The 21519-nt window shown below is 55.7% G+C and carries 21 protein-coding genes and 1 tRNA gene; 10 read left to right on the top strand and 12 right to left on the bottom strand.

Annotated elements, in window-relative coordinates; genetic code table 11:
• Positions 1-103: 103 nt before the first annotated feature.
• Positions 104-667: a DUF1287 domain-containing protein gene (locus tag RDV48_09715; GenBank protein MDQ7823057.1), complete on the top strand. Its 564-nt coding sequence runs from the start codon at positions 104-106 to the stop codon at positions 665-667.
• A 30-nt stretch (positions 668-697) separates the two neighbouring features.
• Here the strand turns inward: RDV48_09715 and RDV48_09710 are convergent, their stop codons facing one another.
• On the bottom strand, positions 698-1366 hold the full coding sequence (locus tag RDV48_09710) for a hypothetical protein (protein ID MDQ7823056.1): 669 nt from the start codon (positions 1364-1366) through the stop codon (positions 698-700).
• 213 nt (positions 1367-1579) lie between these two features.
• On the opposite strand from RDV48_09710, the gene RDV48_09705 reads away from it, so the two are divergent.
• From RDV48_09705 to RDV48_09695, 3 genes are all read left to right on the top strand, one after another.
• On the top strand, positions 1580-2008 hold the full coding sequence (locus tag RDV48_09705; GenBank protein ID MDQ7823055.1) for a hypothetical protein: 429 nt from the start codon (positions 1580-1582) through the stop codon (positions 2006-2008).
• An 85-nt stretch (positions 2009-2093) separates the two neighbouring features.
• Complete coding sequence (locus RDV48_09700) at positions 2094-2561, top strand: hypothetical protein (GenBank protein MDQ7823054.1); 468 nt, start codon at positions 2094-2096, stop codon at positions 2559-2561.
• 12 nt (positions 2562-2573) lie between these two features.
• Positions 2574-3398, top strand: a complete 825-nt coding sequence (locus RDV48_09695) for an alpha/beta hydrolase (protein ID MDQ7823053.1) — start codon at positions 2574-2576, stop codon at positions 3396-3398.
• Between the two features lie 52 nt (positions 3399-3450).
• Here RDV48_09695 and RDV48_09690 read toward each other — a convergent pair whose 3' ends face one another.
• From RDV48_09690 to RDV48_09680, 3 genes are read right to left on the bottom strand one after another with little or no spacing between them, the layout of a single operon-like run.
• Positions 3451-4926 (bottom strand): aminoacyl-histidine dipeptidase, encoded by a 1476-nt coding sequence (locus RDV48_09690; protein ID MDQ7823052.1) that lies wholly within the window; start codon positions 4924-4926, stop codon positions 3451-3453.
• Positions 4927-4957: 31 nt separating this feature from the next.
• Entirely contained in the window at positions 4958-6463 is a 1506-nt protein-coding gene (locus tag RDV48_09685; GenBank protein ID MDQ7823051.1) for a hypothetical protein, read from the bottom strand.
• Between the two features lie 25 nt (positions 6464-6488).
• Complete coding sequence (locus tag RDV48_09680) at positions 6489-7163, bottom strand: zinc ribbon domain-containing protein (protein MDQ7823050.1); 675 nt, start codon at positions 7161-7163, stop codon at positions 6489-6491.
• Between the two features lie 253 nt (positions 7164-7416).
• On the opposite strand from RDV48_09680, the gene RDV48_09675 reads away from it, so the two are divergent.
• From RDV48_09675 to RDV48_09665, 3 genes are all read left to right on the top strand, one after another.
• Complete coding sequence (locus tag RDV48_09675; GenBank protein ID MDQ7823049.1) at positions 7417-8307, top strand: site-specific DNA-methyltransferase; 891 nt, start codon at positions 7417-7419, stop codon at positions 8305-8307.
• Positions 8308-8340: 33 nt separating this feature from the next.
• Entirely contained in the window at positions 8341-9192 is an 852-nt protein-coding gene (locus tag RDV48_09670) for a class I SAM-dependent methyltransferase (GenBank protein MDQ7823048.1), read from the top strand.
• Positions 9193-9208: 16 nt separating this feature from the next.
• Positions 9209-9281 (top strand) — tRNA-Arg (locus tag RDV48_09665).
• 5 nt (positions 9282-9286) lie between these two features.
• On the opposite strand, the gene RDV48_09660 is transcribed toward RDV48_09665, so the two are convergent.
• Positions 9287-10204: a hypothetical protein gene (locus RDV48_09660; GenBank protein MDQ7823047.1), complete on the bottom strand. Its 918-nt coding sequence runs from the start codon at positions 10202-10204 to the stop codon at positions 9287-9289.
• A 223-nt stretch (positions 10205-10427) separates the two neighbouring features.
• Here RDV48_09660 and RDV48_09655 point away from each other — a divergent pair, with 223 nt between their 5' ends.
• Complete coding sequence (locus RDV48_09655) at positions 10428-10841, top strand: PilZ domain-containing protein (GenBank protein ID MDQ7823046.1); 414 nt, start codon at positions 10428-10430, stop codon at positions 10839-10841.
• 29 nt (positions 10842-10870) lie between these two features.
• On the opposite strand, the gene RDV48_09650 is transcribed toward RDV48_09655, so the two are convergent.
• The 7 genes from RDV48_09650 to RDV48_09620 all read right to left on the bottom strand — a co-directional run bounded on the left by RDV48_09650 (position 10871) and on the right by RDV48_09620 (position 19252).
• Entirely contained in the window at positions 10871-11383 is a 513-nt protein-coding gene (locus RDV48_09650; GenBank protein MDQ7823045.1) for a ferritin, read from the bottom strand.
• Positions 11384-11492: 109 nt separating this feature from the next.
• The gene (locus tag RDV48_09645) at positions 11493-12542 is read right to left on the bottom strand and encodes a response regulator (GenBank protein MDQ7823044.1); all 1050 of its coding nucleotides are present in this window, start codon (positions 12540-12542) and stop codon (positions 11493-11495) included.
• A gap of 12 nt (positions 12543-12554) precedes the next feature.
• On the bottom strand, positions 12555-14534 hold the full coding sequence (locus tag RDV48_09640) for a tetratricopeptide repeat protein (GenBank protein ID MDQ7823043.1): 1980 nt from the start codon (positions 14532-14534) through the stop codon (positions 12555-12557).
• 21 nt (positions 14535-14555) lie between these two features.
• Positions 14556-14846 (bottom strand): FHA domain-containing protein, encoded by a 291-nt coding sequence (locus RDV48_09635; protein ID MDQ7823042.1) that lies wholly within the window; start codon positions 14844-14846, stop codon positions 14556-14558.
• Positions 14836-17253, bottom strand: a complete 2418-nt coding sequence (locus RDV48_09630; GenBank protein ID MDQ7823041.1) for an AAA family ATPase — start codon at positions 17251-17253, stop codon at positions 14836-14838. The genes RDV48_09635 and RDV48_09630 overlap by 11 nt, the downstream gene beginning before the upstream one ends.
• 105 nt (positions 17254-17358) lie before the next feature.
• A complete protein-coding gene (gene rlmD, locus RDV48_09625) occupies positions 17359-18798 on the bottom strand; it encodes a 23S rRNA (uracil(1939)-C(5))-methyltransferase RlmD (GenBank protein MDQ7823040.1) in 1440 nt (479 codons plus the stop codon).
• Positions 18764-19252, bottom strand: a complete 489-nt coding sequence (locus tag RDV48_09620; protein ID MDQ7823039.1) for a hypothetical protein — start codon at positions 19250-19252, stop codon at positions 18764-18766. Before RDV48_09620 ends, rlmD begins: the two co-directional genes overlap by 35 nt.
• Positions 19253-19354: 102 nt before the next feature.
• On the opposite strand from RDV48_09620, the gene RDV48_09615 reads away from it, so the two are divergent.
• Positions 19355-20152 (top strand): dihydropteroate synthase, encoded by a 798-nt coding sequence (locus tag RDV48_09615; protein MDQ7823038.1) that lies wholly within the window; start codon positions 19355-19357, stop codon positions 20150-20152.
• A 20-nt stretch (positions 20153-20172) separates the two neighbouring features.
• On the top strand, positions 20173-21519 hold the full coding sequence (acsC, locus tag RDV48_09610) for an acetyl-CoA decarbonylase/synthase complex subunit gamma (GenBank protein ID MDQ7823037.1): 1347 nt from the start codon (positions 20173-20175) through the stop codon (positions 21517-21519).

Raw genomic sequence — 21519 nt, 5'->3', positions numbered from 1 at the left:
AAACTTCCGCTTCCAGGCGTCAAGGGTCACCCCGCAGTCTTCCAAAGGGGATTTGGCGCCGCTGTCGAATTCATCGCCATGATCTCCCAGTGAGCATGAGGCAATGAAAAGAGCCCTTCCAGCGCTTATTCTTGTGTTGATAACCTTGTCACTCCTTCAGGCAGCGGAGCTTACCGCCAGGCAGAAGGCACTGCTTTCAGGCGCGCGCTCAAACCTCGGGTACGCCTATGACTCAGGCTATTATGCGGGAGGGCCGCCTCCCCGGGGGCACGGCGCATGCACCGATGTGCTTTACTACGCATTAAAAAAAGTGAACGTGGACCTCCAGGATGAGATTGCCAGGGACATTGCGCGCTCGCCTTCGCGCTATCCCTCGAGGCGTGACAGGAACATAGATTACCGCTGGTGCCCCAACCTTTTCGTATGGTTCCAGCGCTATGCCAGGAGCCTCCCTGTCAGCGTCAATGGGAAGGCGCTTGCGGGCTGGAAGCCCGGCGATATCGTGTTCTGGTCACTGCTCCGCGACGGTGTGGCTGATCATTGCGGGATAATAAGCGACAGCAGAAACAGCAGGGACGTCCCTCTCGTCATTCACAACTTCCCGCCTGAATGTACAGAAGATGAAGTGCTTGAAAGATGGGTGATCATGGGGCATTTCAGGCTTTAAGCTCTGGTGTCCTTGCATACAGAACCCCTGCTACTGCAGCGGCCCTGCCATCGGTGAGAGGCCGGGGGGAGGCTCGGGAGGCTTCATGAAGCTCGAGAGCGCATCGGCCTTCTGGCTCAGGTAGATAAGCTCGGGGTAGGAGTCATCGACAAGATTTCCAATATAGGAGAAGGCATTCTTGAACTCATCAAAGGAGAGATAACGGGCAGGGATCTCAATCGATATGAGCACCTCGTCACGCTTGTTGAGGCCGAAGCGCACCTGGTTTGACAGGTAGTTGAGCCTGAGAAGGTGATACCATAATTTCTCGCGGCACACGTCGCGGACCCTCTCGATAACGGGGATCACCAGCACGAGAAACTGAGGGGTAAGCTCCACGTACATGTCGTAATCCTTGGCCGAGCCCTTGTACTTGGCAAGCCAGAGGCCCTGGTCCATCCTCTCGAACTCCAGGCCCAGATGCTTGTAATACCCTTCGATTGTCGATTCCTGGATATCAAGGGCCTCCTGGGGCACCCCGCCGGGGATGACAAAGGGAGCCTCCCCTCCCTGGCCCTGCTGAGAAGAGGGGGGGGGAATGCCCCCAACAGGCATCTCAAATTCCCAGACTCCCCCGGGCTCCCTTCCCGCCGCCTGCTGATCCTCTTGTGGAGGCTGCTCTCTCTGCCCGCCGCCGAACATACGAAGCAGGTCATCCATAGGCTCCTCCCATCACGCTCTTTCTGTGTCAATTTGATTCTTCCGGAAAAAATCCTCTCTGAGACAAAATAATGCCCCCTCCAGGACCGCAAAGCCTGTGGGCCTTTTGAAGTACTGAAAAATAGTTCTTCCGGCTCATAAGAATATGCCGAATGCCCGAGGAAAGGTATCCTGAAGTCTGCTACAATAGAAAAAGAGAGCTTTCGGAAGGGAGTGAGTAGTACGAAACACATCGAGACAAAAGACGAACTTCGCTTTGCCTTCTCATCGGTTGAAATGCTCACGATTCTCTTTGTGGTGCTTATGCTTTGCATTGCCTCAAAAGATGTGTGCCGGCTGAGTGCAGACGGAGGGGACTGCGCACTCTGCGATCAGAATCTCAGGAGCCTTGTGGGCTCACTTGAGCGCTACCATGCCGACTACCGTAATTATCCCTCCTCTCTCGAGGAGCTGAGGAAAGCCGGGTATATAAAATTCATACCCCGCTGCCCTACGGCAGGCCATAACACTTATAGTGCCGGCTACTACTACAATCCTTCATGCGACAGATTCATACTTTACTGCATCGACTCAGAGCACTCAACAGTCTGTTACGGGCCCAACCGCCTTTTCGTCTGCCTGGGAACGGGCAACATCCAGTAAAGCCTGCTCCTGATTTCCCAGGAGGAATTGCTGCCGCTGGAGAATTATTATACGAGCAGCTATTCGCTTAACTGGAGGTAATGCCATGCGTTCTATCACTCTGCTTCTCGTCACATTGGTCGGTGCCCTTGTAATATCCGCCCTGCCCCTCAAGGCGCAGGACACTCCTTCAGCCGTGTACATGGCTATTCAGAACGCCATTCAAAAAGGCGACCTCAAGGAGCTGAACCTTCACACCACGAAGGCAAAAAAGGCGGAATTTGATGCCATGGCGAAAAAACCGGGCTATTCGGAGCAGCAGCTCGTGGCGGTGCTGAAAGCATTCATGCCTACCACGCTGAAAATTGACGGTCAGAAGATTTCCGGATCCAGGGCCGTGCTCGAGCTCTCCGGGACAGGGCCTGATATGATGAAGCCCGGGGCAATGACGCAGCAGTATGGCAGGGCCCTGTTCCTGAAAGAGGACGGGGCATGGAAGATGCAGCAGGAGCACTGGAACAACCAGCCTTTTGACCAGTGGAAGGAAAGCGACAAGGCACTCTTCCGGCCCTGAGAGGAGCCTTCAATGCCTCACCTCCGCCTCTCGACAGGCATCTCGCTCTATTACGAGGAAGAGGGCCAGGGCCAGCCCCTTCTTCTCATCCCCGGGGCAAGTGCCGATCATTCCGCCTGGGTGCTCCAGGTGCCTGAATTTTCCAGAGGTTTCAGGGTCATCACGCCCGATATGCGGGGCACGGGACAATCTGACAGGCCCGATCTGAAGGAATCTTACACGGCACGCCTCATGGCTGAGGATATAAAAGCGCTCCTCGATGCGCTCTCGGTTGAAAAGGCCCACGTGATCGGGCAGTCACTAGGCTCTGCGGTGGCTCAGGAGCTTGCCATAAGGCATCCCGGCAGAGTGGCCTCGCTTGTCCTCGATGTCACATGGGCACGGAGCGATTTGCGGATAAGCCAGATCTGCTCGGTGCTCTCTGTGCTGATAGCCCGGGAGAGCCTCAAAGCCTATTCAGATTTCATCTACTCTCTTGCCTTCAGCCCGGCGCTCCTCTCCTCGAAGCCCTCGTTTCTTGACGCCTTCTATCATTCGAACTTTGTGGAAAACCAGTGGAAGCCCACTGACATTGCCCTTCTCGGACACATGGCAGCCGTCACCACCCATGACGCCGAGAAGCGGCTCCCTTCAATAAAAGCTCCTGCGCTGGTCATCGCAGGAGAGGATGACGTCATTATTCATCCCACTTACGGGAAAAAGGTGGCAGGCCTTATTCCCCGCGCGGAGTTTCATCTCTTCAAAAGCCCCTATGCAAGCCATCTCCTCCACATAGAGATGGCTCCCCTCTTCAACAGGCTCTGCCTGGACTTCCTGGAGACTGCGGCAGGCTTCTGAAAAAAAAGGGAGAGCCTCAGGCTCTCCCTGGTATGATACCTGTTGAATGTCTCTATGAGAGAGCCTTGAGAAGCTCCACCAGGTACTTCCAGAAAACCTCCACCGAGGGGATATTGATGACCTCATCGGGAGAATGGACATTTCTGAGGGTGGGCCCGAAGGAGATGGCATCCATGCCGGGAAACTTCTCGATGATGAGCCCGCATTCCAGCCCCGCGTGGATGGCTTTGATCTCGGCCTCCTTGTCGAAGCTCTTCCTGTAAGTCTCCCTTGCGATTCTGAGCACCTCGGACTCCATGTCGGGCTGCCAGCCGGGATAACCCTGGCCGCGGCTGTATTTCAGCCTGCAGAGCCTGGCAAGCGCCTCGGTGCGCTCATCGATGCTGCGGATGAAGGTACCCGACGAGCTCCTGTGGGAGAGCTCAATCGAGAGCTCCTGGTTTTCGGTTTTCACGATGGCCAGGTTCGTCGAGGACTCCACGAGATCCTTGAGACTCCGGCTCATCGCCAGCACGCCATGGGGGATCAGGATGAGAAGATCGAGGGCCTTGATGGTGCAGTCTGGGAGGAAGACCCTGTCATGGGCCTTGCCTTCCTTGATGGATATCTCCACTATCTCTTCCACAGGCGAGTACTCGGTGCGGTAAATCTTCTCCCAGCTTGCTGCCTTCTCTTTCAGCGCCGTAAGAGCCTGCGGCTTCAGAGCTATCAGGGCCTCGGCTTCGCGCGGAATGGCATTTCTCTTGCTTCCGCCCTTGAAGGACACGAGGTGGAACTCCAGTCCATCGCTGTGGCAGTTTGACAGGAAGCGCCCCAGGAGCCTTATGGCATTTGCTCTCCCTTCATGGATGTCAAGCCCCGAATGGCCGCCCTTGAGGCCTGTCACCTTCACTTCCACGAAGGTTGATCCCGCCTCGGCGGGCACCATGATGAGGGGAAGCCGCAGCACATTGTCTGAGCCTCCCGCGCAGCCCACATAGATATCGCCCATTTGCTCGGAGTCCAGGTTGAGAAGGCGCCTCCCTTGAAGGAAATCCCCCTTGAGGTTCTTTGCGCCCGTCATCCCCGTCTCCTCGTCAATGGTGAAAAGGCATTCCAGGGGAGGATGAACCAGCCCCTCCTCTTCGAGGACCGCGAGGCTTGCCGCTATGCCCGCGGCATTATCGGCGCCAAGGCTCGTCCCGTCGGCGGTGATAAAATCACCTTCCCTCTTTATCCTTATGGGATCCTTGTGAAAATCAAAGGAAACGCTGCTGTTCTTCTCGCATACCATGTCCAGGTGGGACTGGAGAATCACTCCCGGCGCCTTCTCATGGCCCTTGGTCGCCTGCTTCCTGATAAGAACGTTTCCCGCGTCGTCCCTCTTCCCCTCGAGGTTCATCTTTTTTGCGCACTCCACGAGGTAGTCTCCCACTGCCTTTTCGCTCCCCGATGGCCTCGGTATCCTTGTGAGCTCGTAAAAATGCTTCCAGAACAGCCCGGGCTTCAGGCCCGCTACAGGTGAGTTATCCAGTGTCGTATAGGTCATCGTTTTCTCCTTTCTTATGGTCGCCCGCCGCTTACTTCTTTCTGCGGCCGGCGCCTACCGCTTCGCGTTTTTCTACCTTTCCATGGACTTTTGGTGCAGCCGCTTTGTCAATCCTTACCGGCTTTTCAGCTTTCACGGTCTTCTCAACCTTCACTGGTTTTTCGACTTTCACTGCCTTCTCGACTTTCTCGGCCTTCTCGACCTGCGGCGGCCTGACGCCTTTCTTGTTCATGCCGATCTTGTCGCGCTCACAGTGAACCCAGAAATCCAGGATACCTCGGTAATGAGAGTATTTCTCCGGGCGCTCTTCGGGGATCTTGAAGTAGCGCTCCACGTCTTCGGCGATGATGGCATTGAACTCCGCGGAGGAGAAAAACTCAAGGGCCTTCTCGTCAAAATCAGCCAGCTGGTGGGCGCAGAAGTCATTGAACTTCTCCGTTTCCCAGTAATCATCGGCTACCTTCTCATATTCATCCAGGAGCCTGAAATAGTCCCAGTTCTTCTTCCTGGACTCCTCCCTGATCTTATAGAATCGGGGCCAGTTCCTCATGAAATCATAGCCCTCGGGGCGCCCCACGACGGCGCAGAAGAGAAGCCACTTCGCCATAGCCTTCACGACGCCGGGGAAGTAGAAGTGGAGCGATATCAGAGAGCTGTCGGGGTAAGCATTGATATAGTCAATGATGAAATTGTCCCCTTCGGCGGTGATAAGGGACTCGCAGGAGTTGTGATCCCAGCCGTAAAAGGCATTGATTATCTTGGTAATCTTGTTGATCTCCCTCTCCTCCTCGGGGGTGATGAAATTGAACTCCACTGCCTGCGTGGCGGTCCGCATGTAACGGTCATGGGAGTGCTTTGCATCGGCGTTGTAATGCATGGGCATTATCTGGGGCCCGATGCCCACCGATCTGACGAACTCCTTGTAGTCCACGGCCTTCTGGAGGTTCACCGGCTTGTCTTCTGACTTGTCGTAAGCCTCCTTGAGCTCCTGGTAATTGTTCACCTTCTTGACGCCTACCCATCCGCCGCCTGCCTGGGGCTTCAGGAAGGCGGGATAGCCGACGGCCTCGCCAATCTTCTCGAGGTCAAAAAGCTCATGATCCTCGAAGATAAGGTCAAACTGCATGTTGACCGTCGTGGACTCCTCCCTCAGCTTCGTATAATCCTTCTGCGGTATGGCCCACGTAGTGGGAACCTTGAGGCCCAGCTCGTGCATCATGCCATAGCCGGCGTTCTTATCGATGGCCTTGAAGCTGAACATGTTGTAGATAAGGTGGGCCTTCCATCCCACGATGGAGAAAAAGCTGTTCCGGTGATGATTCCAGTGGGCTCCCCTGTTCATGATGACGCAGGTCTCGGTCCATGCATTGAGTGTATCGTAAGGACGGCATTTCATCCTCTTGGTGGCCACCTCGTACTCCGTGCCATTGTGCTCGAGCCTGGGCGCGCAGAACTTGATGAGGTGCTCCAGCGTCGCCACGAACGAAAAATAGTTGGGATCCATGATTCCTATGACTTTTTTTTCAGTCTTTGCCATATTACACGCTCCTTTTATTGTTTTGTCAGCTTCTTAATAGCAGATATATATTAGGCACCATCTGCTGCCAGAGACTGGTGCAGACATCCTTCACCTGTGTCACCGTGATGTCGGGCCATGAGCTCACCGATCCCTTATAGCGCTTCTCCTGGATCAGTGCACCTGCGGGGCACGAATAACTGGATACATCCATGAACACTTCGTAGCGCTGAGAGGAGAAGAGGGGAGCGCGCTCCACCTTCTTCGCATTCATGTTGAGGACCATGAGCTTCTCCACGTTATAGCGCTTGGCGATATAAGGCACCGAGGTGGCCGTGGGAATCTCCCTCTCCATGATGGGCACGAACTCGATATCGGGGAGCACCGGGAGCGTCACTTCGCCAAGCTCATATTTCCCTTCAGAATTCCATACGATGAAAGGTGTCACTGTACCTTTATGGTATATAGTGAAACGCGCATCCTGGTATGGATAAACGCTTGCAACGAAGAGAACACCAACTCTCGGCTTAGTGCTTGATGCGGCTGTCTTGAGATCGGCACCGCACTTGGTGCAGAAGGCATTGGAATCATTGTTGTACGTGCCGCACTTGGGGCAGTATTTTGCCCATGCGCTGTCCGCTGCCGACAGGACAAAAGCAAAACACAGGAGGAGAAAAAGCACAAGGATTTTTCTCAACCGATGGGATTCATGCTTCATCATCACACCTCCATCAATCAAAATATGAGCCTTCATATCATCACAGTACAAAAGAGAGCCGGGATAAAGGGCATTTCATACTGCGGGAGAACTCAAATTGCATGTTTCTCTGAAGAGGTCGCTCCCTGAGAGTTTTCTTATTCTCCGGGAACAATGCCATAATCCTTCAAAATCCCTATTTTTTCTCACAGCCTGAAGGTATGCCGGCACCAGGCAAAGAAGTACCAGGTGCCACTTCAGATTCCCAGGTGCTTTCATGCTGAAACAACCAGGCAGTACAAGGCTCACCCTTCGCAAGACTGCCTTTACCTTCATAAATGACGACTGCGTGAAGGGTTCCCTCGCCCTCCCTGAAGGCTCCGCTGATGTAGTGGTCACCTCCCCCCCTTACAACATCGGTATCAATTACCATGAATTCGACGACACGATATCAAGGGAGGAGTACCTTGCCTGGACAGCTACCTGGGCCTCTGCAGTGAAAAGGGTTCTCTCCCCGGGAGGCTCGTTTTTTCTCAACGTGGGCTCCAAGCCCACGGACCCCCTCATCCCCTTCCAGGTCCTCGAGGTGATGGTCCGCCATTTTGTGCTGCAGAACACCATCCACTGGGTGAAATCCATCGCCATCCTGAAGGAGGATGTAGGCAGATACCCCGGCATAGTGAAGGATGTGGCGGTGGGCCATTACAAGCCCATACAGAGCCCCCGCTACCTGAACGACTGCCATGAATACATCTTCCATCTCACCTTATCAGGCGACGTGCCCCTGGACAGGCTTGCCCTCGGCGTTCCCTACCAGGACAAGAGCAACGTGGCGCGCTGGAAGGGCGCGGGGAAAGACCTGCACTGCCGGGGGAACACGTGGTTCATCCCTTACAGGACTATCAAGCACAGGGCCACCGACAGGCCCCACCCTGCCACGTTCCCGCCGAAGCTCCCCGAGATGTGCATCAGGCTCCACGGGAGAGAATGGGTGGGCATGGTGCTTGATCCCTTCATGGGCCTGGGGAGCACGGCAGAGGCAGCGCTTGAGCTCAGCGTGCCCTTTACGGGATTTGAGATTGTTGAGGAATATTACCTGGAAGCCATCAAGAGGCTTAAGAAAAGGAGCGATGAAAAGTGGATGCCCTTATTTCCAGAAGAAGCATAAGAAAGTATACCGGCAAAAAGCTGGAGGCATAGAATGGCATCGCATGATACTGAGAATATAAACGTCGAAGTAAGAAAAATATGGAATGCCAATGCGGCTTTCTGGGATGAGAGGATGGGGTCACAGGGGAATGAGTTCCATCGTCTCCTCATCGAGCCCGCCCAGGAAAAGCTCCTGGAATTGAAGCCGGGAGATCAGATCCTTGATATTGCCTGCGGAAACGGGCAGTTTGCAAGGAGAATGGCAAAGCTCGGGGCACAGGTCCTCGCCTTCGATCTGGCGGAAAGCTTCATCGCGATTGCCCGGGAGCGATCAAAGGAATTCGGGGACAGGATTCATTACTGCGTGCTGGACGCCGCTGACAGGGGGCAGCTCGAGGAGCTGGGAGATAAGCGCTTTGACGGGGCCGTGTGCACCATGGCCCTGATGGATATGGCCGCCATTGAGCCCCTTGCCATTGCCTTGAAAAAAGTTCTGAAAGCGGGGGGGAGATTTGTCTTCTCGATTCTGCACCCATGCTTCAATTCGGGCAGAACAAGAAGAGTGATCGAAGAAGAGGACAGGGACGGCGAGCTTACCTCGACCTGCTCGGTGATGACATCGCAGTACAGCACGCCCTTCACGCTGAAGGGCATAGGCATGGCCGATCAGCCCGAGGTGCAGTACTATTTTCACCGGTCCCTCTCGGTGCTTTTCAGGCAGTTTTTCATCCATGGATTCGTGCTCAACGGCCTTGAAGAGCCGGTGTGCCCGGAGATGAGAGAAAAAAGCTTTTTCTGGAAGGTCCATGCAGAAATCCCGCCGGCCCTCGTGGCCCGGATGATTCTGCCGGGGGGATTTTTTCCGGAGGAATTGACGGGAAGGGGGCAGTGCGCTATAATATGAATTACAGTTAAATCACCTCCGCGTAGCTCAGGGGATAGAGCGACCGCCTCCTAAGCGGTAGGTCGCCGGTTCGATTCCGGCCGTGGAGGCTTTTTTATTTCCCGCGGAGCTCCTTCACGAACCTCAGGCCTGCGGCCCTTCCCTCTTCATTGGAGAGCCACCGGGGGGGATTTTTCTCCGTGAAGAGCGTGTCAGGCCTGTTCTCTTTCCCGTTCATCCTTGTCCAGCAGCACTTTCCCTTTCCCCCATATTTCTTTGCCGTGGCATACTCTATCATCTTGAGGGCATGACCCTTGTTCTCGCCGTGGACATGGTCGCGCACCTTCTGGATGCGGAGGTACATCCCGGGGAAACTGGCGATGTACCGGTAAGCCTCTCTCTCGTTCCACCAGTCGCCGTCGCTGGTGGTGTGGCCCAGCATCCCCACAAACCTCGGGTCATCGAATTTGGTGATGTAAAACCTGTCACAGGGGCCCTCGTCATCGATAAGGTAGCGCACCGAGGGGCTCCCGGGATACCTTCCCACGGCGCCGGCGCCGATGGCAATCCCCAGTGAGGAGGTGAAGACCCCTATGTTGCTTTTGTCCACATAAGGGCTGGCGGCAAGCTTCAGCAGGAGCGCATGGAGGCCGTCCTGGTGAACGAAGCCGCCCAGGTTCTCCTCTCCCCCGCTCCTGCCGCGGCCGTCAGGATCAAAGATCATCACGATAAAGCCTTCCCGCACAAAGTCCATGGGACCTCCCCTGGGCCCCCCTCTCTGAAGCTGAGATCCGAAGCCCTTTCCTCCCGGGACAAAGACAAGGCCGGGGCACTTCTTTCCTCCATTGACCTCCCTGGGATAATAGACCTTGCCCCACAATTTCGCCCCACTCGAGGGATTGGTGAAAAAAAACTCCTCCTCGAGGGCGGGGGGAGCCGGCACCTCTGCTGCCGAGAGGTGGGCTGAGCGGTGATCTGCATTGAGGAAAAGTGAGCTCAACAGGGCCATGATAAGGGTTATGAGATATTTCATCGCATACCTCCTGATGACTCTTCACTTGCAGAAGATCGGTCCCTTTGAGAGGTCCCCTCTCCCGGATAATTCTATCAGAATATTTCTCTGCAGTAAAGTATCTCTTCGATGCATGGAATACTAGTTCTTTATTCCCTTGAAGCATGCGCCCTTTGATGGACGACATTCACCGGAGAATCCTGTAAAATGTATGGGAGGGAATACTACAGGAGCATACCCCTTTATGTGGCAATCCGTCAAGGAATCGATCCGGCAGCTCTATACAGCAATGAACAGGCCCATTGTATTTCCTGCCGAGAAAAGGAGGCTCGCAAGGGTCGCGCTGACCCTCACGGTGATGGCCTTGAGATCCGTTAGAAATGAATCCCTTACCCTCACCACGGAGAATATCAATGTCTATGGCATCAAGTTTTTTTCCCCTGTGGCACTGGCACCGGGCGAAACCCTTGACATGACCATACTGCTCCAGACTTCCCACAGGAACATCACCACCAAGGGAGAAGTGAGATGGTGCCAGGAGGCGGTCATCAACGGGAAAAGGCTCTTTGAGGGAGGGATAGAGTTCCAGCAGCTCAACAAGTATGATAACGTACTGCTGAAGGGATTCATCGAGAGGTACAAGACGGGCTGCAATTAGGGGACAGACTCCCGCCTGTCCCCGGTTTATTACGCTGCCGGTGGCGGCGGCACGAAAACCCTCGTGGCCAGCTCCCTGTCTATCATGAAGAGGCCTGCGCCATCTTTTCCTATGAGCTTGAGTTTTCCCGCCACATCGCTCGTGTTTGCCTCTTCCTCGACCTGCTCGGTGACAAACCACTGCAGCATTGCCACCGTGGCGTGATCCTTCTCTTTCGTCGCGAGGTTCACGAGGTCGTTGATAAGGCTGGTCACGAGCTGCTCATGCTTGTAGGCAGCCTCAAAAGCATCAAGAGGTGACTTCCACTCCACGGGGGGGCCCTCGATGGGCAGGACTCTGATCCTGCCGCTCCTCTCGTTCACGTAATCGTAAAACCTCATGGCGTGGATAAGCTCTTCCTGGGACTGCACATGCATCCAGTTGGCAAATCCCTTGAGCCCCAGGGACTGGAAATAGGCATTCATTGAAAGGTAGAGGTATGCCGAGTAAATCTCGGCGTTCACCTGCTTGTTGATGGCTTCCTGCACTTTTTCCTGCATCATGGTCTCCACATCCTTTCTTTCAGATCTTTGTAAAAAGGCGGCAAAAAAAGCTCATATGGGACTCCTCTGTCCTGTTTCTTCAATTAGATGAAAAAGGCTCCCCCGGGATTCAGGAGTCTTCACCTAAGCACTCACCCTCTTCCCTGAGCATCCTTTCAAGGCCCGGCGGGAGTGCCTCCTCGCAGGGATGCAGGAACATCTCCATAATCACGAGGGTCCCCCGGGGGTTCGTAAAGAGATAAATCTTGTCCATCAGCTCCAGCATGATCGTATAGCCCATTCCGAGGGATACCTTGGTGGAATGGCCCTTGAGGAGCGTCGAGCGGGGAAGCTCGGAAAAATCTATGCCCTTCCCCTTGTCATCAATCCATACCTGCACCCTGTCCCTGAGCTGGTAAAACGTCACGGTGCCAAGGCCTGCATGCTTGATGACATTGGTCGTGGCCTCGGAGATGCATACCACCATGTTGTAGCGCCGGCTCTTTTCCACGCCGAGCCTGCTGAGCCACGCTTCGAGGGCTCTCCTGACCTTCACGGTATCGTGGGGCACCTTCAGCTCTATCTGCTCCTTCTTTTCACCTTGAGCCACCACGGAGAGCTCTGAAGGATCGAGGAGAAGGTGGAGCTTGTTCTGCGTAATGGCCTGGAGCACGTCCTTGAATATCTGACGGACCTGGCGCTCCTTCTCAAGGAGTATCCTTTCGCGCTCCAGCGAGATGGTGAGCTCCATCTGCTCGCGCTCCTTGAGGCGGATCCGCTCAATAAGATTTTTCATGCGCAGAAGAGACCGGACGCGCACGATGAGCTCCACCTGGTTCACCGGCTTGGAGAGGTAATCGTCGGCGCCGCTGTCAAGGGCTTTCAGCTTGTCCTTGATGTCGGTAAGAGCCGTGAGAATGATGATGGGGATGCACTCCGTATCCTCAGAAGCCTTGAGGGTCGCGCAGACCTCGTAGCCGTCGATATCGGGGAGCATCAGGTCCAGCAGTATCAGGTCGGGCTTCTCCGACCGGGCCTTCTCTATTGCCTCCCCGCCCGTCTCGGCCTCAATAAGCTCATAGTCCGTCGATTTGAAATAGATTTTCAAAAGCGCCAGGTTCTGCGAATTATCATCAACAATAAGGATGCGGGGATTCTTTTCATTTTCCCCGTTGCTCATCTTGGCACCTCGCTAGAATGAGAACAACATAAGAGCCACTGCCTTCGTCCAGTAGGCCATGGCCTGGTCAATCTTCCCCTTCTTGTAGAAGAGGCATCCAAGGTTGTGGTAGACATGCCAGAACTTGGGATTAAGCGACACGACCTTGTCCCATTCCAGTATGGCCAGCTCAATCTTCCCCTGGCTCAGGTAAGCTTCCCCGAGATTGTAGTATGCCTGCCAGTGGGATGGGTTGATATGGGTCACTTCCTGCCATTCAAGGACAGCGGGCTCAAGCTGCTGCCTGTCATAGTAGAATGTGTTGGCCACGTTCCAGTGGGCCTGCCAGTACTCCTGCCTGAACTGGATGGTCTTCTGCCACTGGGAGATGGCCTCGTCATAATTCTGCTTCTGGTAGTAAGAATTGCCCAGGTTGTAATGGGCTCTCCAGAAGCCGTATTTGGCCTTCACTGCCCGCTCCCAGCACTCTATGGCCTGATCGATGTTCCCGCCCGTATAGTGAAAATTTCCCAGGTTGTAATGGGCCTCGGCAAACTCCGGGTTCACCTCCAGGACCTTGTTCCACATGTCAAGGGCTTTTTCCGAGTTCCCCTTCTCCATCTCACGCGCTGCTATGTTGTAAGTGGCGATCGCGAAGGAGGGATCAAGCTCCAGGGCCTTTTCCCAGTATGCCCCCGCTTCGTCCTTCTTGCCCTTCTTGTAATAGGCATTCCCCAGGTTGTAGTGCACCTCGGCAAACTGGGGGTTCAGGATAAGGGCCTTCTGCCACTCCTCGATGGCCTGGTCCACCTTGCCCATCTTGTAGTAGCCGTTTCCCAGGTTGTAATAGGCCGGGGCGAACTTGGGGTTCAGCACCGTCACTTTGCGGTACTCCTCAATGGAGTGATCGAGGTCGCCCTTGCGGTAATAGGCCGAGCCCAGGTTGTAGTGGGCCACGAAATTGTTGGGGTTCAGGTCTACCGCCTTGCCGTACTCCGTCACGGCGCACTCAAGGTTTCCCAGGCCGTCATAGGCCGTTCCCAGGTTGTTGTGGGTCAGGGCATTATAAGGGTCAAGGTTCGTGGCCTTCTCCCACTCGAGGATGGCAAGGTCCAGCTTCCCCTGCTTGTAGTAATTGTTGCCCAGGATGTTGTGGAGGGCCGCCTCCGAGGGGGAGATGGAGGTCTTGTAGAGATCAACGGGCACGTCTTCAACGGTGAGGTCGTTGATGAAATCCTTTACCGTCTGATACCTGTCGGAGGGATCCTTGGCCATGGCCTTCAGGATGGCTGTTTCAATCTGCATTGGCACATGGCGGTTGATTTCTGACGGCGGCTCAGGATCGGCGGTGAGATGCATCTGGATGAGGGCCGCAGGGTTGTCTGCGAGGAAGGGGAGCCTCGCCGTGAGCATCTCGTAGAACATGATGCCCAGGGAATAGACGTCGGCACGGCGGTCAACCTTTTCACCGCGGGCCTGCTCAGGCGAGAAATAAAAGAACGAGCCTATTATCTCGCCCGGCTGTGTAATGGTGTGCGAGGCCTCCACCCAGGCGATACCGAAGTCGGAGACTTTCACCACGCCGTCATCAGTGACCATCACGTTTGCCGGCTTCACATCGCGGTGCACGATGCCGTGCTGGTGGGCGTAGTCAAGGGCCTGGCACGTGGGCACGAAAAGGTTGAGGGCATCCTTGTGAGGGAGGGCGCCTTTCTCTTTTATTATCTTATCGAGACTTCTTCCCGATATGAACTCAAAGACAATGTAGTAGATACCTTCATGCTCGTTGATGTCGAAGATCCCCGTGATGTTGGGGTGGTTGAGGCGCGCCGCGGCCTGGGCCTCCTTGATGAAACGCTCCTTGGCCTCGGTGTTCTGCACGAGCTGCTGGGAGAGGATCTTGATGGCAACTGGCCTCTCCAGTATGGGATCATGCCCCTTGTAGACAATGCCCATACCGCCCCGTCCCAGCTCCTGGATTATGTGATACCGGCCTATTGTCGCGCTTACCATAGCATTCCCCCTGCTCCTATTTTACCACTCTATCTGCAGCCACGTACGCCCTACCCGGAAAATTTGGCCATTGTTCAATATTATCCTCCCATGGACACGGGCGTTGTTCACGAAGGTGCCGTTGGTGCTTGCCAGATCCTCGAGGAAACACTCGGGCTCCGCCAGAAGCACCCGGGCGTGGCGCCGGGAGATATAGCGGTCCATCGGCAGGGAGATGTTGCTGGTCTTGTCCCTCCCTATATCAAAGGAGCTCTTGAATGAAAAGGTCTCCCCGTCAGTGGGACCGCTTAAAACCTCGATATTAGCCTTCATCGGGACCTCCTATCATGGTGCCGCCATCGGTCTTCAGGTCTCCGGGGAGCCCTCCCGGCGGGCGCTGCGGCTCCCCCTCGCCTGCTATAGTCCCCGCGGGAATACCGGCAGGTTCGCCGAGGACCTCAAATTCAACGCGTTCTTCGCCTTCAGGGGCCCTGACTAGAATCGTGCCCGTGAAGGCCTCGCCAAGGGTGAGCATCTTCTCCGCCAGGGGCTTGGAAAGATAAGTCTGTATGGCCCTCTTGAGGGGCCTGGCACCGTATGCCGGGTTGTAGCCCATCCTGAGGAAGAGATCGTAGGCGCTCTCTTCTAAATCAAGCGTGATGCCCTTCTCTTTCACGCGCTTCATCACTTCGCGGATGCTTATCTCCACGATGTTCTTGAGGCTCTCGCGGCCCAGGGGGTTGAAGATGATAATCTCGTCGATCCTGTTGATAAACTCGGGCCTGAAGGCTTTCCTGAGCTCCTTGAAGACTTCCTCCCGCACCTGGGGATCACCTGTCTCCAGGAGCCTGGTATTCCCGTCCTTGTCCACCTTGCTGGTGCCGATATTCGAGGTGAGGATAATGATGGTGTTGGTGAAGTTCACCGTCCTCCCCTTTGCGTCGGTAAGTCGGCCGTCGTCAAAAACCTGCAGAAAGAGATCAAAAACCTCGGGGTGGGCCTTTTCGACCTCGTCCAGCAGCACCACCGAATAGGGCTTCGTTCTCACCGCCTTGGTAAGCTGCCCCTCCTCATCGTGGCCCACATACCCCGGCGGAGAGCCGATAAGCCGGGAGATGGCGTGCTTTTCCATGTACTCCGACATGTCAAGCCTGATCATCTCCTTCTCACTGCCGAACATGAAATCGGCCAGGGTCTTGGCAAGTTCTGTCTTGCCCACACCTGTGGGCCCCAGGAAGAGGAAAATGCCTCCGGGCCTGTTGGGATTTCCAAGCCCCATCCTCACCATCCTTATGGTCTGCGCCACTATCTTCACAGCCTCGTCCTGGCCCACCACACGGACTTTCATGTGCTCCTCAAGGTTGAGGAGGCGCTCCTTTTCCTCAGAGGTGAGCTTTGATACGGGGATGCCTGTCCAGAGGGCCACCACCTCGGCGATGGCCTCGTCATTCACCTCGAATGTGGGAGACTCCCCGTCGGAGATGGAGACCGAGCGCATCCTCACCTTGGCCGCGGCCTCATCTATGAGGTCTATTGCCTTATCGGGGAGGTTCCTGTCCGGGAGGTATCTCACCGAGAGCTTTACCGCCGCGAGGAGCGCCTTGTCGGTGAACTTCACGCCGTGATGCTTTTCATAGCGCTCAAGAAGCCCCTTCAGGATGAGGAGAGTGTCCTCCTCCGAGGGCTCATTGACCAGGACCGGCTGAAAGCGTCGCTCCAGGGCCGGGTCAGTTTCAATATATTTCCTGTACTCGTCGATGGTCGTGGCGCCGATGACAGGGAACTCGCCGCGGGCCAGCATCGGCTTCAGGATGTTCCCCGCGTCCATGCCGCCCTTGGAGTCGCCGGCACCGACAATGGTATGGATCTCGTCAATGAATATGATGATATCCGGATTTTCCGAGACCTCCTTCATTATCTGCTGGAGGCGCTCCTCGAACTCCCCGCGGTGCTTGGCGCCGGCTACGATGCTCGCCATGGGCAGATCAAGCAGAATCCTGTCCTTGATCATGTCGGGAACCTTCCCTTCAGCGATGCGCTGGGCCAGGCCGAAGATCACCGCCGTCTTGCCGACGCCCGCCTCGCCTATCAGCACGGGGTTGTTCTTGCCCTTTCTGGTGATGATCTGGAGCACGCGCCTAATCTCGTCATTGCGGCCCACGACAGGGTCCATCTTGCCCGACCGGGCAAGCTCGATAAGGTTCCTCGCATACTGGGCCAGGAGCTTCGGCTCCTTCTTTTCATCCTTCTTCTCCGCCGCCTTGTGGTGGTGGTGGGCACCGGGAGAGACGCTCCCTGAAAAAACACCGCCTTTAAAGGCTTCAATGAGACTTGTCTCGCAGGCCGCGCTGTCGAAGCCAAGCTCGTTGAGGGCCAGGATGGTGACGCCCCTGCGCTCCTGGAGAATGGTGATAAAGATGTGTGCGGGCTCAATCCTGTAGGATTTCGTGGAGATGGCCACCTTCTCGCAGTTCCTGAGCACCTTCTTGTAACGGGGCGACTCAATGGGGTTGGGCGGGATGCAGTCCTTGTCGCCCGGCGTGGCGAGCTCTATGACCTTCTCCCTGAAGAGATTCTTGTCAAGGCCAAGATTGGTAAGGGCATTCCTGAGGGGCATATCCACCTCGACGGCGGCAAGGGCGAGGTGCTCTGCGCCCACGTAGAAATGCCCCGCCTGGCTGCTTATTTTCCGTGCTTCACTGTGCACGGTGTTGCTCCGCTCGTCAAAAAGCAAGGGCATGGGGACCTCCTGGCACCATCGTGCTGCAATTTATAGAATTTATTTATCTCTGCCCAGGGCAGAAGGGGGCCATATGGAAATTCGCCGCGGCAGCCAAAAATCTTGCTAATATCGGCAAGATTTTTCAAGGTACGCCACCGCCTCGACCTGGCCCGTATGGGGAAACATATCGAGGGGCTGCACCTCGACAAGGCGATATCCTTTTCCGCAAAGGAGCCCAAGATCACGGGCAAGAGTCGCAGGGTTGCAGGATACATAGACAATCCTTGGCACACCGGGATCGGCAAGGGCCTCGAGAACCTCTCTCCGGGCACCGCTTCTTGGAGGATCAAGTATGACAAGGTCTGCGCCACCGCTCATAAGGCCCCTGACTGTCTCCTCGGCCTTCCCTGCAGTGAAGCGCACGTTCTCTATCCCGTTGCGCCTTGCGTTTTCAATTGCATTTTCAATGGCTTCACCCACTTCATCGACCCCATGGACCTCCCGGGCCTTCCGGGCGAGGGCCAGTGAAAAGAGGCCCACGCCGCAGAAGAGATCCAGCACCCTTTCATTTCCCTCCAGGCATGCATAGCGCTCCACCACCTCAAGAATATCCACGAGCCCCTGAATGTTCACCTGGAAAAAACTGAGAGGCGAGATGGAAAACTCGAGATCCTTCACTTTCTCTACAAGAGTCTCACTGCCGGCAATCACATGCTGCTCACGGCCCAGAATCACGTTGGTCCTGCTGCTGTTGACATTCAGCACCACTCCCCTGATCTCAGGCACTCTCTTGAGGAGCTTTCCGGCAAAGGCATCGATGCCGGCGAGGCTCACCTTACTGGCTACAAGGGTCACCACGACTTCATTGCTCCACTGGCTTGCACGGGACATCACGTGCCTTATGTGGCCGCAGTGCCTGTCTTCCCTGTACCATGTCCATCCTGTGTGAGGAAGAAGATCCCTTACTGATGCGAGAACCTTGTTATTAAGGGGGTGCTGGATGAGACACTCGCCAAGGTCCACCACTCGATGACTTTTCCGGGCATAGAGCCCGAGACGGAACTCTCCTTTTTCATCCTTCTTCGCCGGCGAGCCCCCGACGACGCACTGCACCTTGTTCCTGTAATGCCAGATTGCAGTGCCTTCCTCGAGGTCTCTCACGTTCACCGGTGAGAGCCTCCCGATCCTTTCAAGGGCTTCAATCACAAGATTTTTTTTTATGGCTCTCTGGGCTTCATAGGAGATGTGCTGGAACTGGCACCCTCCGCACTGGAAGAAGTGCGGGCATGGAGGCTCCACCCTGTCACGGGAGGGCCTTTCGACAAGGGCTATCTCTCCCCTGGCATAACTCTTCCGCTTCTCCGTCACCTGGATGGTGACGATGTCGCCCGGCACACCATAGGGCACGAAAAAAACAAAATCACCATTCCTGCCGACAGCGTCGCCTCCCGAGGCTATCGATCCCAGTTGAATGGTGATGCGCTCACCTTCCCTGAAGGGCGCTCCGCCTGCATTGAGAGGCCTTTCTTTACGCCCCCTGGATGACGTTTGTTCCTCCCTCAAGGATGTTCATCCCTTTTGAAACGATGTCCTTACCCCTGCCGATGTGCTTTATATCGTTGTCCTCGAAGACTTTCATCATCTCCTGGTACCCTTCCACCTGGAGCTTTATGGAGGTGACCATGTTCTCATGGAATTTGGCCCATACCTCGGGGGGGCTGATTGCCTCGAGGGCCCCCAGTTCCTGCTCAAGAGCCTGCACCATCACCGATGCGGCACTTTTTCCCTTCTGCATGACGGGATCCTTGAGAGAAAGCGACGGCTGCGAGCCCTCGATATTCTCTATAAACTTCACAAGTGAAACCACGCCATTTTTTTCCTGGACAAACTGGTTCTGAATTGACCCGAACCTCTCAATAACCTTCTGAATACTCTCAAGATAAGCTGTTTCCGGCTGTTCCATGGAATCGATGCCATCCCTCTCAAATATTTGCTTTACCGCACTATGTCCTTCCACGGGAAAAAGGGAATTTCCTCTCCCGGGGGAGCTTTTTTACGAAGGGATTGGAAGGGGTGAGCAAGAAAATGAGAAAATAACATCTGCCAGGGGAGGTACGCCATGCTCTTTATAGGGGAGAGAATAAACGGTATGTTCAAGGGAGTGCGGAAAGCAATCCAGGAGAGGGACAAGAAGGCGATACAGGAACTGGCGCATGAGCAGATGGAGCATGGAGCAGCCTGCCTTGACGTGAATGTGGGTCCCGCGGCCGCCGATGCCCGCGAGGCCATGGAATGGCTGGTGATGACCATCCAGGAGGCCGGCGAGTTCCCCCTCGCCATTGACAGCCCGAAGCCCGAGGTCCTTGAGGCAGGCCTCCGCCTCTGCAGGGCAAAGCCAATGATTAACTCCACAACGGCCGATCCCGGGAAAATGGAGGTCCTCCTTGCCCTGGCAAAAAAATACGGCGCTTCAGTTATCGGCCTCTGCATGGACGCCAAGGGAGTTCCTGCCGACGTTGACGGTCGCGTGGAGCTTGCCGCGACGATATTTGCCACGGCCGTGCAGGAGCATGGCCTTCCCCCCGGCGATGTCTATCTTGATCCCCTCATACTGCCTGTAAACGTCACGCAGGACACACCCTGGAAGGTCCTCGAGTCGATAAAAACCATCCGCTCCCTCGATGAGCCGCCTCCCCATGTGATCATAGGCCTCTCCAATGTCTCCCAGAAATGCAGCAACAGGGAGCTCATCAACCGCACGTATCTTGCGATGGCGATGGGAGCGGGACTTGACGCGGTAATCTGCGATGTCCTGGACAGGGATCTTGTCAACACTGCCGTTACCGCCAGGATTCTGCTGAACCGGGACATCTACTGCGACTCCTTTCTCGAGGCATACCGGAGCTGCGCAAAGTAAAGACCAGGAGGAACCGAGGAATGGCACTGACGGGCATGCAGGTATTCAAGCTCCTGCCTAGAACCAATTGCGGCGACTGCGGGTTTCCCAAGTGCCTGGCCTTTGGCATGGCTGTCGCTTCAGGCAAGGCCGATCCCTCGCTCTGCCCCCACCTCTCACCTGACGCGGAGAACACCCTGGAAGAGGCGTCATCGCCTCCTATCCGCCCCGTGGTGATTGGCACGGGGGAACATTCCGTCACCGTGGGCAATGAGACAGTCCTCTTCCGCCACGAGGAGACCTTCTACAACCCCACAGCCTTTGCGGTCATGCTGGAAGACACCATGGAAATCAGCGACCTCAGGCATGCCCTTGATCACATCGGGATGCTCCAGTTTGAAAGGGCCGGATCGCTGATGAAGGTCAACCTCGTGGCGCTCCGCCATGGATCAGCAGGCATCGAGGCTTTCACTGAGACAGCCCTGGCAATACGAGAGGCTCTTCCTCTCCCCCTCATCCTCATGTGCAGCGACATGGGCGCGATGGAATCAGCTCTTGACCGCATAGGGGGAAGCCGCCCCCTCATCGACTGCCTCGTGCCTGAGCTGATTCCCGCGGCGGCAGCTCTTGCGGAGAAGCATCACTGCCCTCTTGTGGCGCGGGCCGCAGCGCTTGATGAAATGGCGGCCGTCACCGAGAGCCTCAAGGGCAGGGGCATCAGGGACCTGGTGCTCTCCCTTCCCTCCCTGTCCCTCTCGGAAGAACTGGCAGGCCAGGTCCACGTGAGAAGGCTCGCTTTGAAAAAGAGCCTCAGGTCCCTGGGCTATCCCACCATTGCCTCATTCAGGGACGGGGACGGCGACTACGGTTACCTGCAGTCGGCGGCAAGCCTTACAAGGTATGCTTCGGTCATAATTCTGCCTTCATGGGATCCCGCTCCCCTTCTCCCCCTCCTCACCCTGCGGCAGAACATCTACACCGATCCCCAGAAGCCAATCCAGGTAGCTCCAGGCATCTATCAGATCGGGAGCGTGTCAGATCGTTCGCCCGTGCTTGTCACCACCAACTTCTCTCTCACTTATTTCGTCGTCTCAGGAGAGATAGAGGCAAGCAAGATACCTTCATACCTCCTGGTCGTTGATACCGACGGGACTTCAGTGCTCACCGCCTGGGCCGCCGACAAGTTCAACGGGCCCATTATTGGCGGAGCCATAGAGAAATACGGCATAGGGGAAAAAGTGAAGCACCGTACCATCGTTCTCCCGGGACATGTGGCGATACTCTCGGGCGCAGTCAATGAAGCCTCGGGGTGGAACGCCCTGGGGGGGCCGCGGGAAGCCTCGGGAATCCCTTCATACCTGAAACAGCGGGGGCCTTCGTGGCAGTAA

This window comes from Candidatus Eremiobacterota bacterium (genome assembly GCA_031082125.1).
GTDB lineage: Bacteria > Vulcanimicrobiota > CADAWZ01 > CADAWZ01 > Ess09-12 > Ess09-12.
The sequence above is the reverse complement of the archived record's forward strand: the minus strand, read 5'-3'. Positions and strand labels throughout refer to the sequence as shown.

What these genes read in the sequence shown, in the direction of transcription:
- RDV48_09660 (MDQ7823047.1), bottom strand. Translation starts at nt 10,204, where the DNA reads ATGAAATATCTCATAACCCTTATCATGGCCCTGTTGAGCTCACTTTTC.
- RDV48_09695 (MDQ7823053.1), top strand. Translation starts at nt 2,574, where the DNA reads ATGCCTCACCTCCGCCTCTCGACAGGCATCTCGCTCTATTACGAGGAA.
- RDV48_09670 (MDQ7823048.1), top strand. Translation starts at nt 8,341, where the DNA reads ATGGCATCGCATGATACTGAGAATATAAACGTCGAAGTAAGAAAAATA.
- RDV48_09635 (MDQ7823042.1), bottom strand. Translation starts at nt 14,846, where the DNA reads ATGAAGGCTAATATCGAGGTTTTAAGCGGTCCCACTGACGGGGAGACC.
- RDV48_09715 (MDQ7823057.1), top strand. Translation starts at nt 104, where the DNA reads ATGAAAAGAGCCCTTCCAGCGCTTATTCTTGTGTTGATAACCTTGTCA.
- RDV48_09710 (MDQ7823056.1), bottom strand. Translation starts at nt 1,366, where the DNA reads ATGGATGACCTGCTTCGTATGTTCGGCGGCGGGCAGAGAGAGCAGCCT.
- RDV48_09640 (MDQ7823043.1), bottom strand. Translation starts at nt 14,534, where the DNA reads ATGGTAAGCGCGACAATAGGCCGGTATCACATAATCCAGGAGCTGGGA.
- RDV48_09690 (MDQ7823052.1), bottom strand. Translation starts at nt 4,926, where the DNA reads ATGACCTATACGACACTGGATAACTCACCTGTAGCGGGCCTGAAGCCC.
- RDV48_09645 (MDQ7823044.1), bottom strand. Translation starts at nt 12,542, where the DNA reads ATGAGCAACGGGGAAAATGAAAAGAATCCCCGCATCCTTATTGTTGAT.
- RDV48_09630 (MDQ7823041.1), bottom strand. Translation starts at nt 17,253, where the DNA reads ATGCCCTTGCTTTTTGACGAGCGGAGCAACACCGTGCACAGTGAAGCA.
- RDV48_09655 (MDQ7823046.1), top strand. Translation starts at nt 10,428, where the DNA reads ATGTGGCAATCCGTCAAGGAATCGATCCGGCAGCTCTATACAGCAATG.
- acsC (MDQ7823037.1), top strand. Translation starts at nt 20,173, where the DNA reads ATGGCACTGACGGGCATGCAGGTATTCAAGCTCCTGCCTAGAACCAAT.
- RDV48_09680 (MDQ7823050.1), bottom strand. Translation starts at nt 7,163, where the DNA reads ATGATGAAGCATGAATCCCATCGGTTGAGAAAAATCCTTGTGCTTTTT.
- RDV48_09615 (MDQ7823038.1), top strand. Translation starts at nt 19,355, where the DNA reads ATGCTCTTTATAGGGGAGAGAATAAACGGTATGTTCAAGGGAGTGCGG.
- RDV48_09675 (MDQ7823049.1), top strand. Translation starts at nt 7,417, where the DNA reads ATGCTGAAACAACCAGGCAGTACAAGGCTCACCCTTCGCAAGACTGCC.
- RDV48_09700 (MDQ7823054.1), top strand. Translation starts at nt 2,094, where the DNA reads ATGCGTTCTATCACTCTGCTTCTCGTCACATTGGTCGGTGCCCTTGTA.
- RDV48_09650 (MDQ7823045.1), bottom strand. Translation starts at nt 11,383, where the DNA reads ATGATGCAGGAAAAAGTGCAGGAAGCCATCAACAAGCAGGTGAACGCC.
- RDV48_09685 (MDQ7823051.1), bottom strand. Translation starts at nt 6,463, where the DNA reads ATGGCAAAGACTGAAAAAAAAGTCATAGGAATCATGGATCCCAACTAT.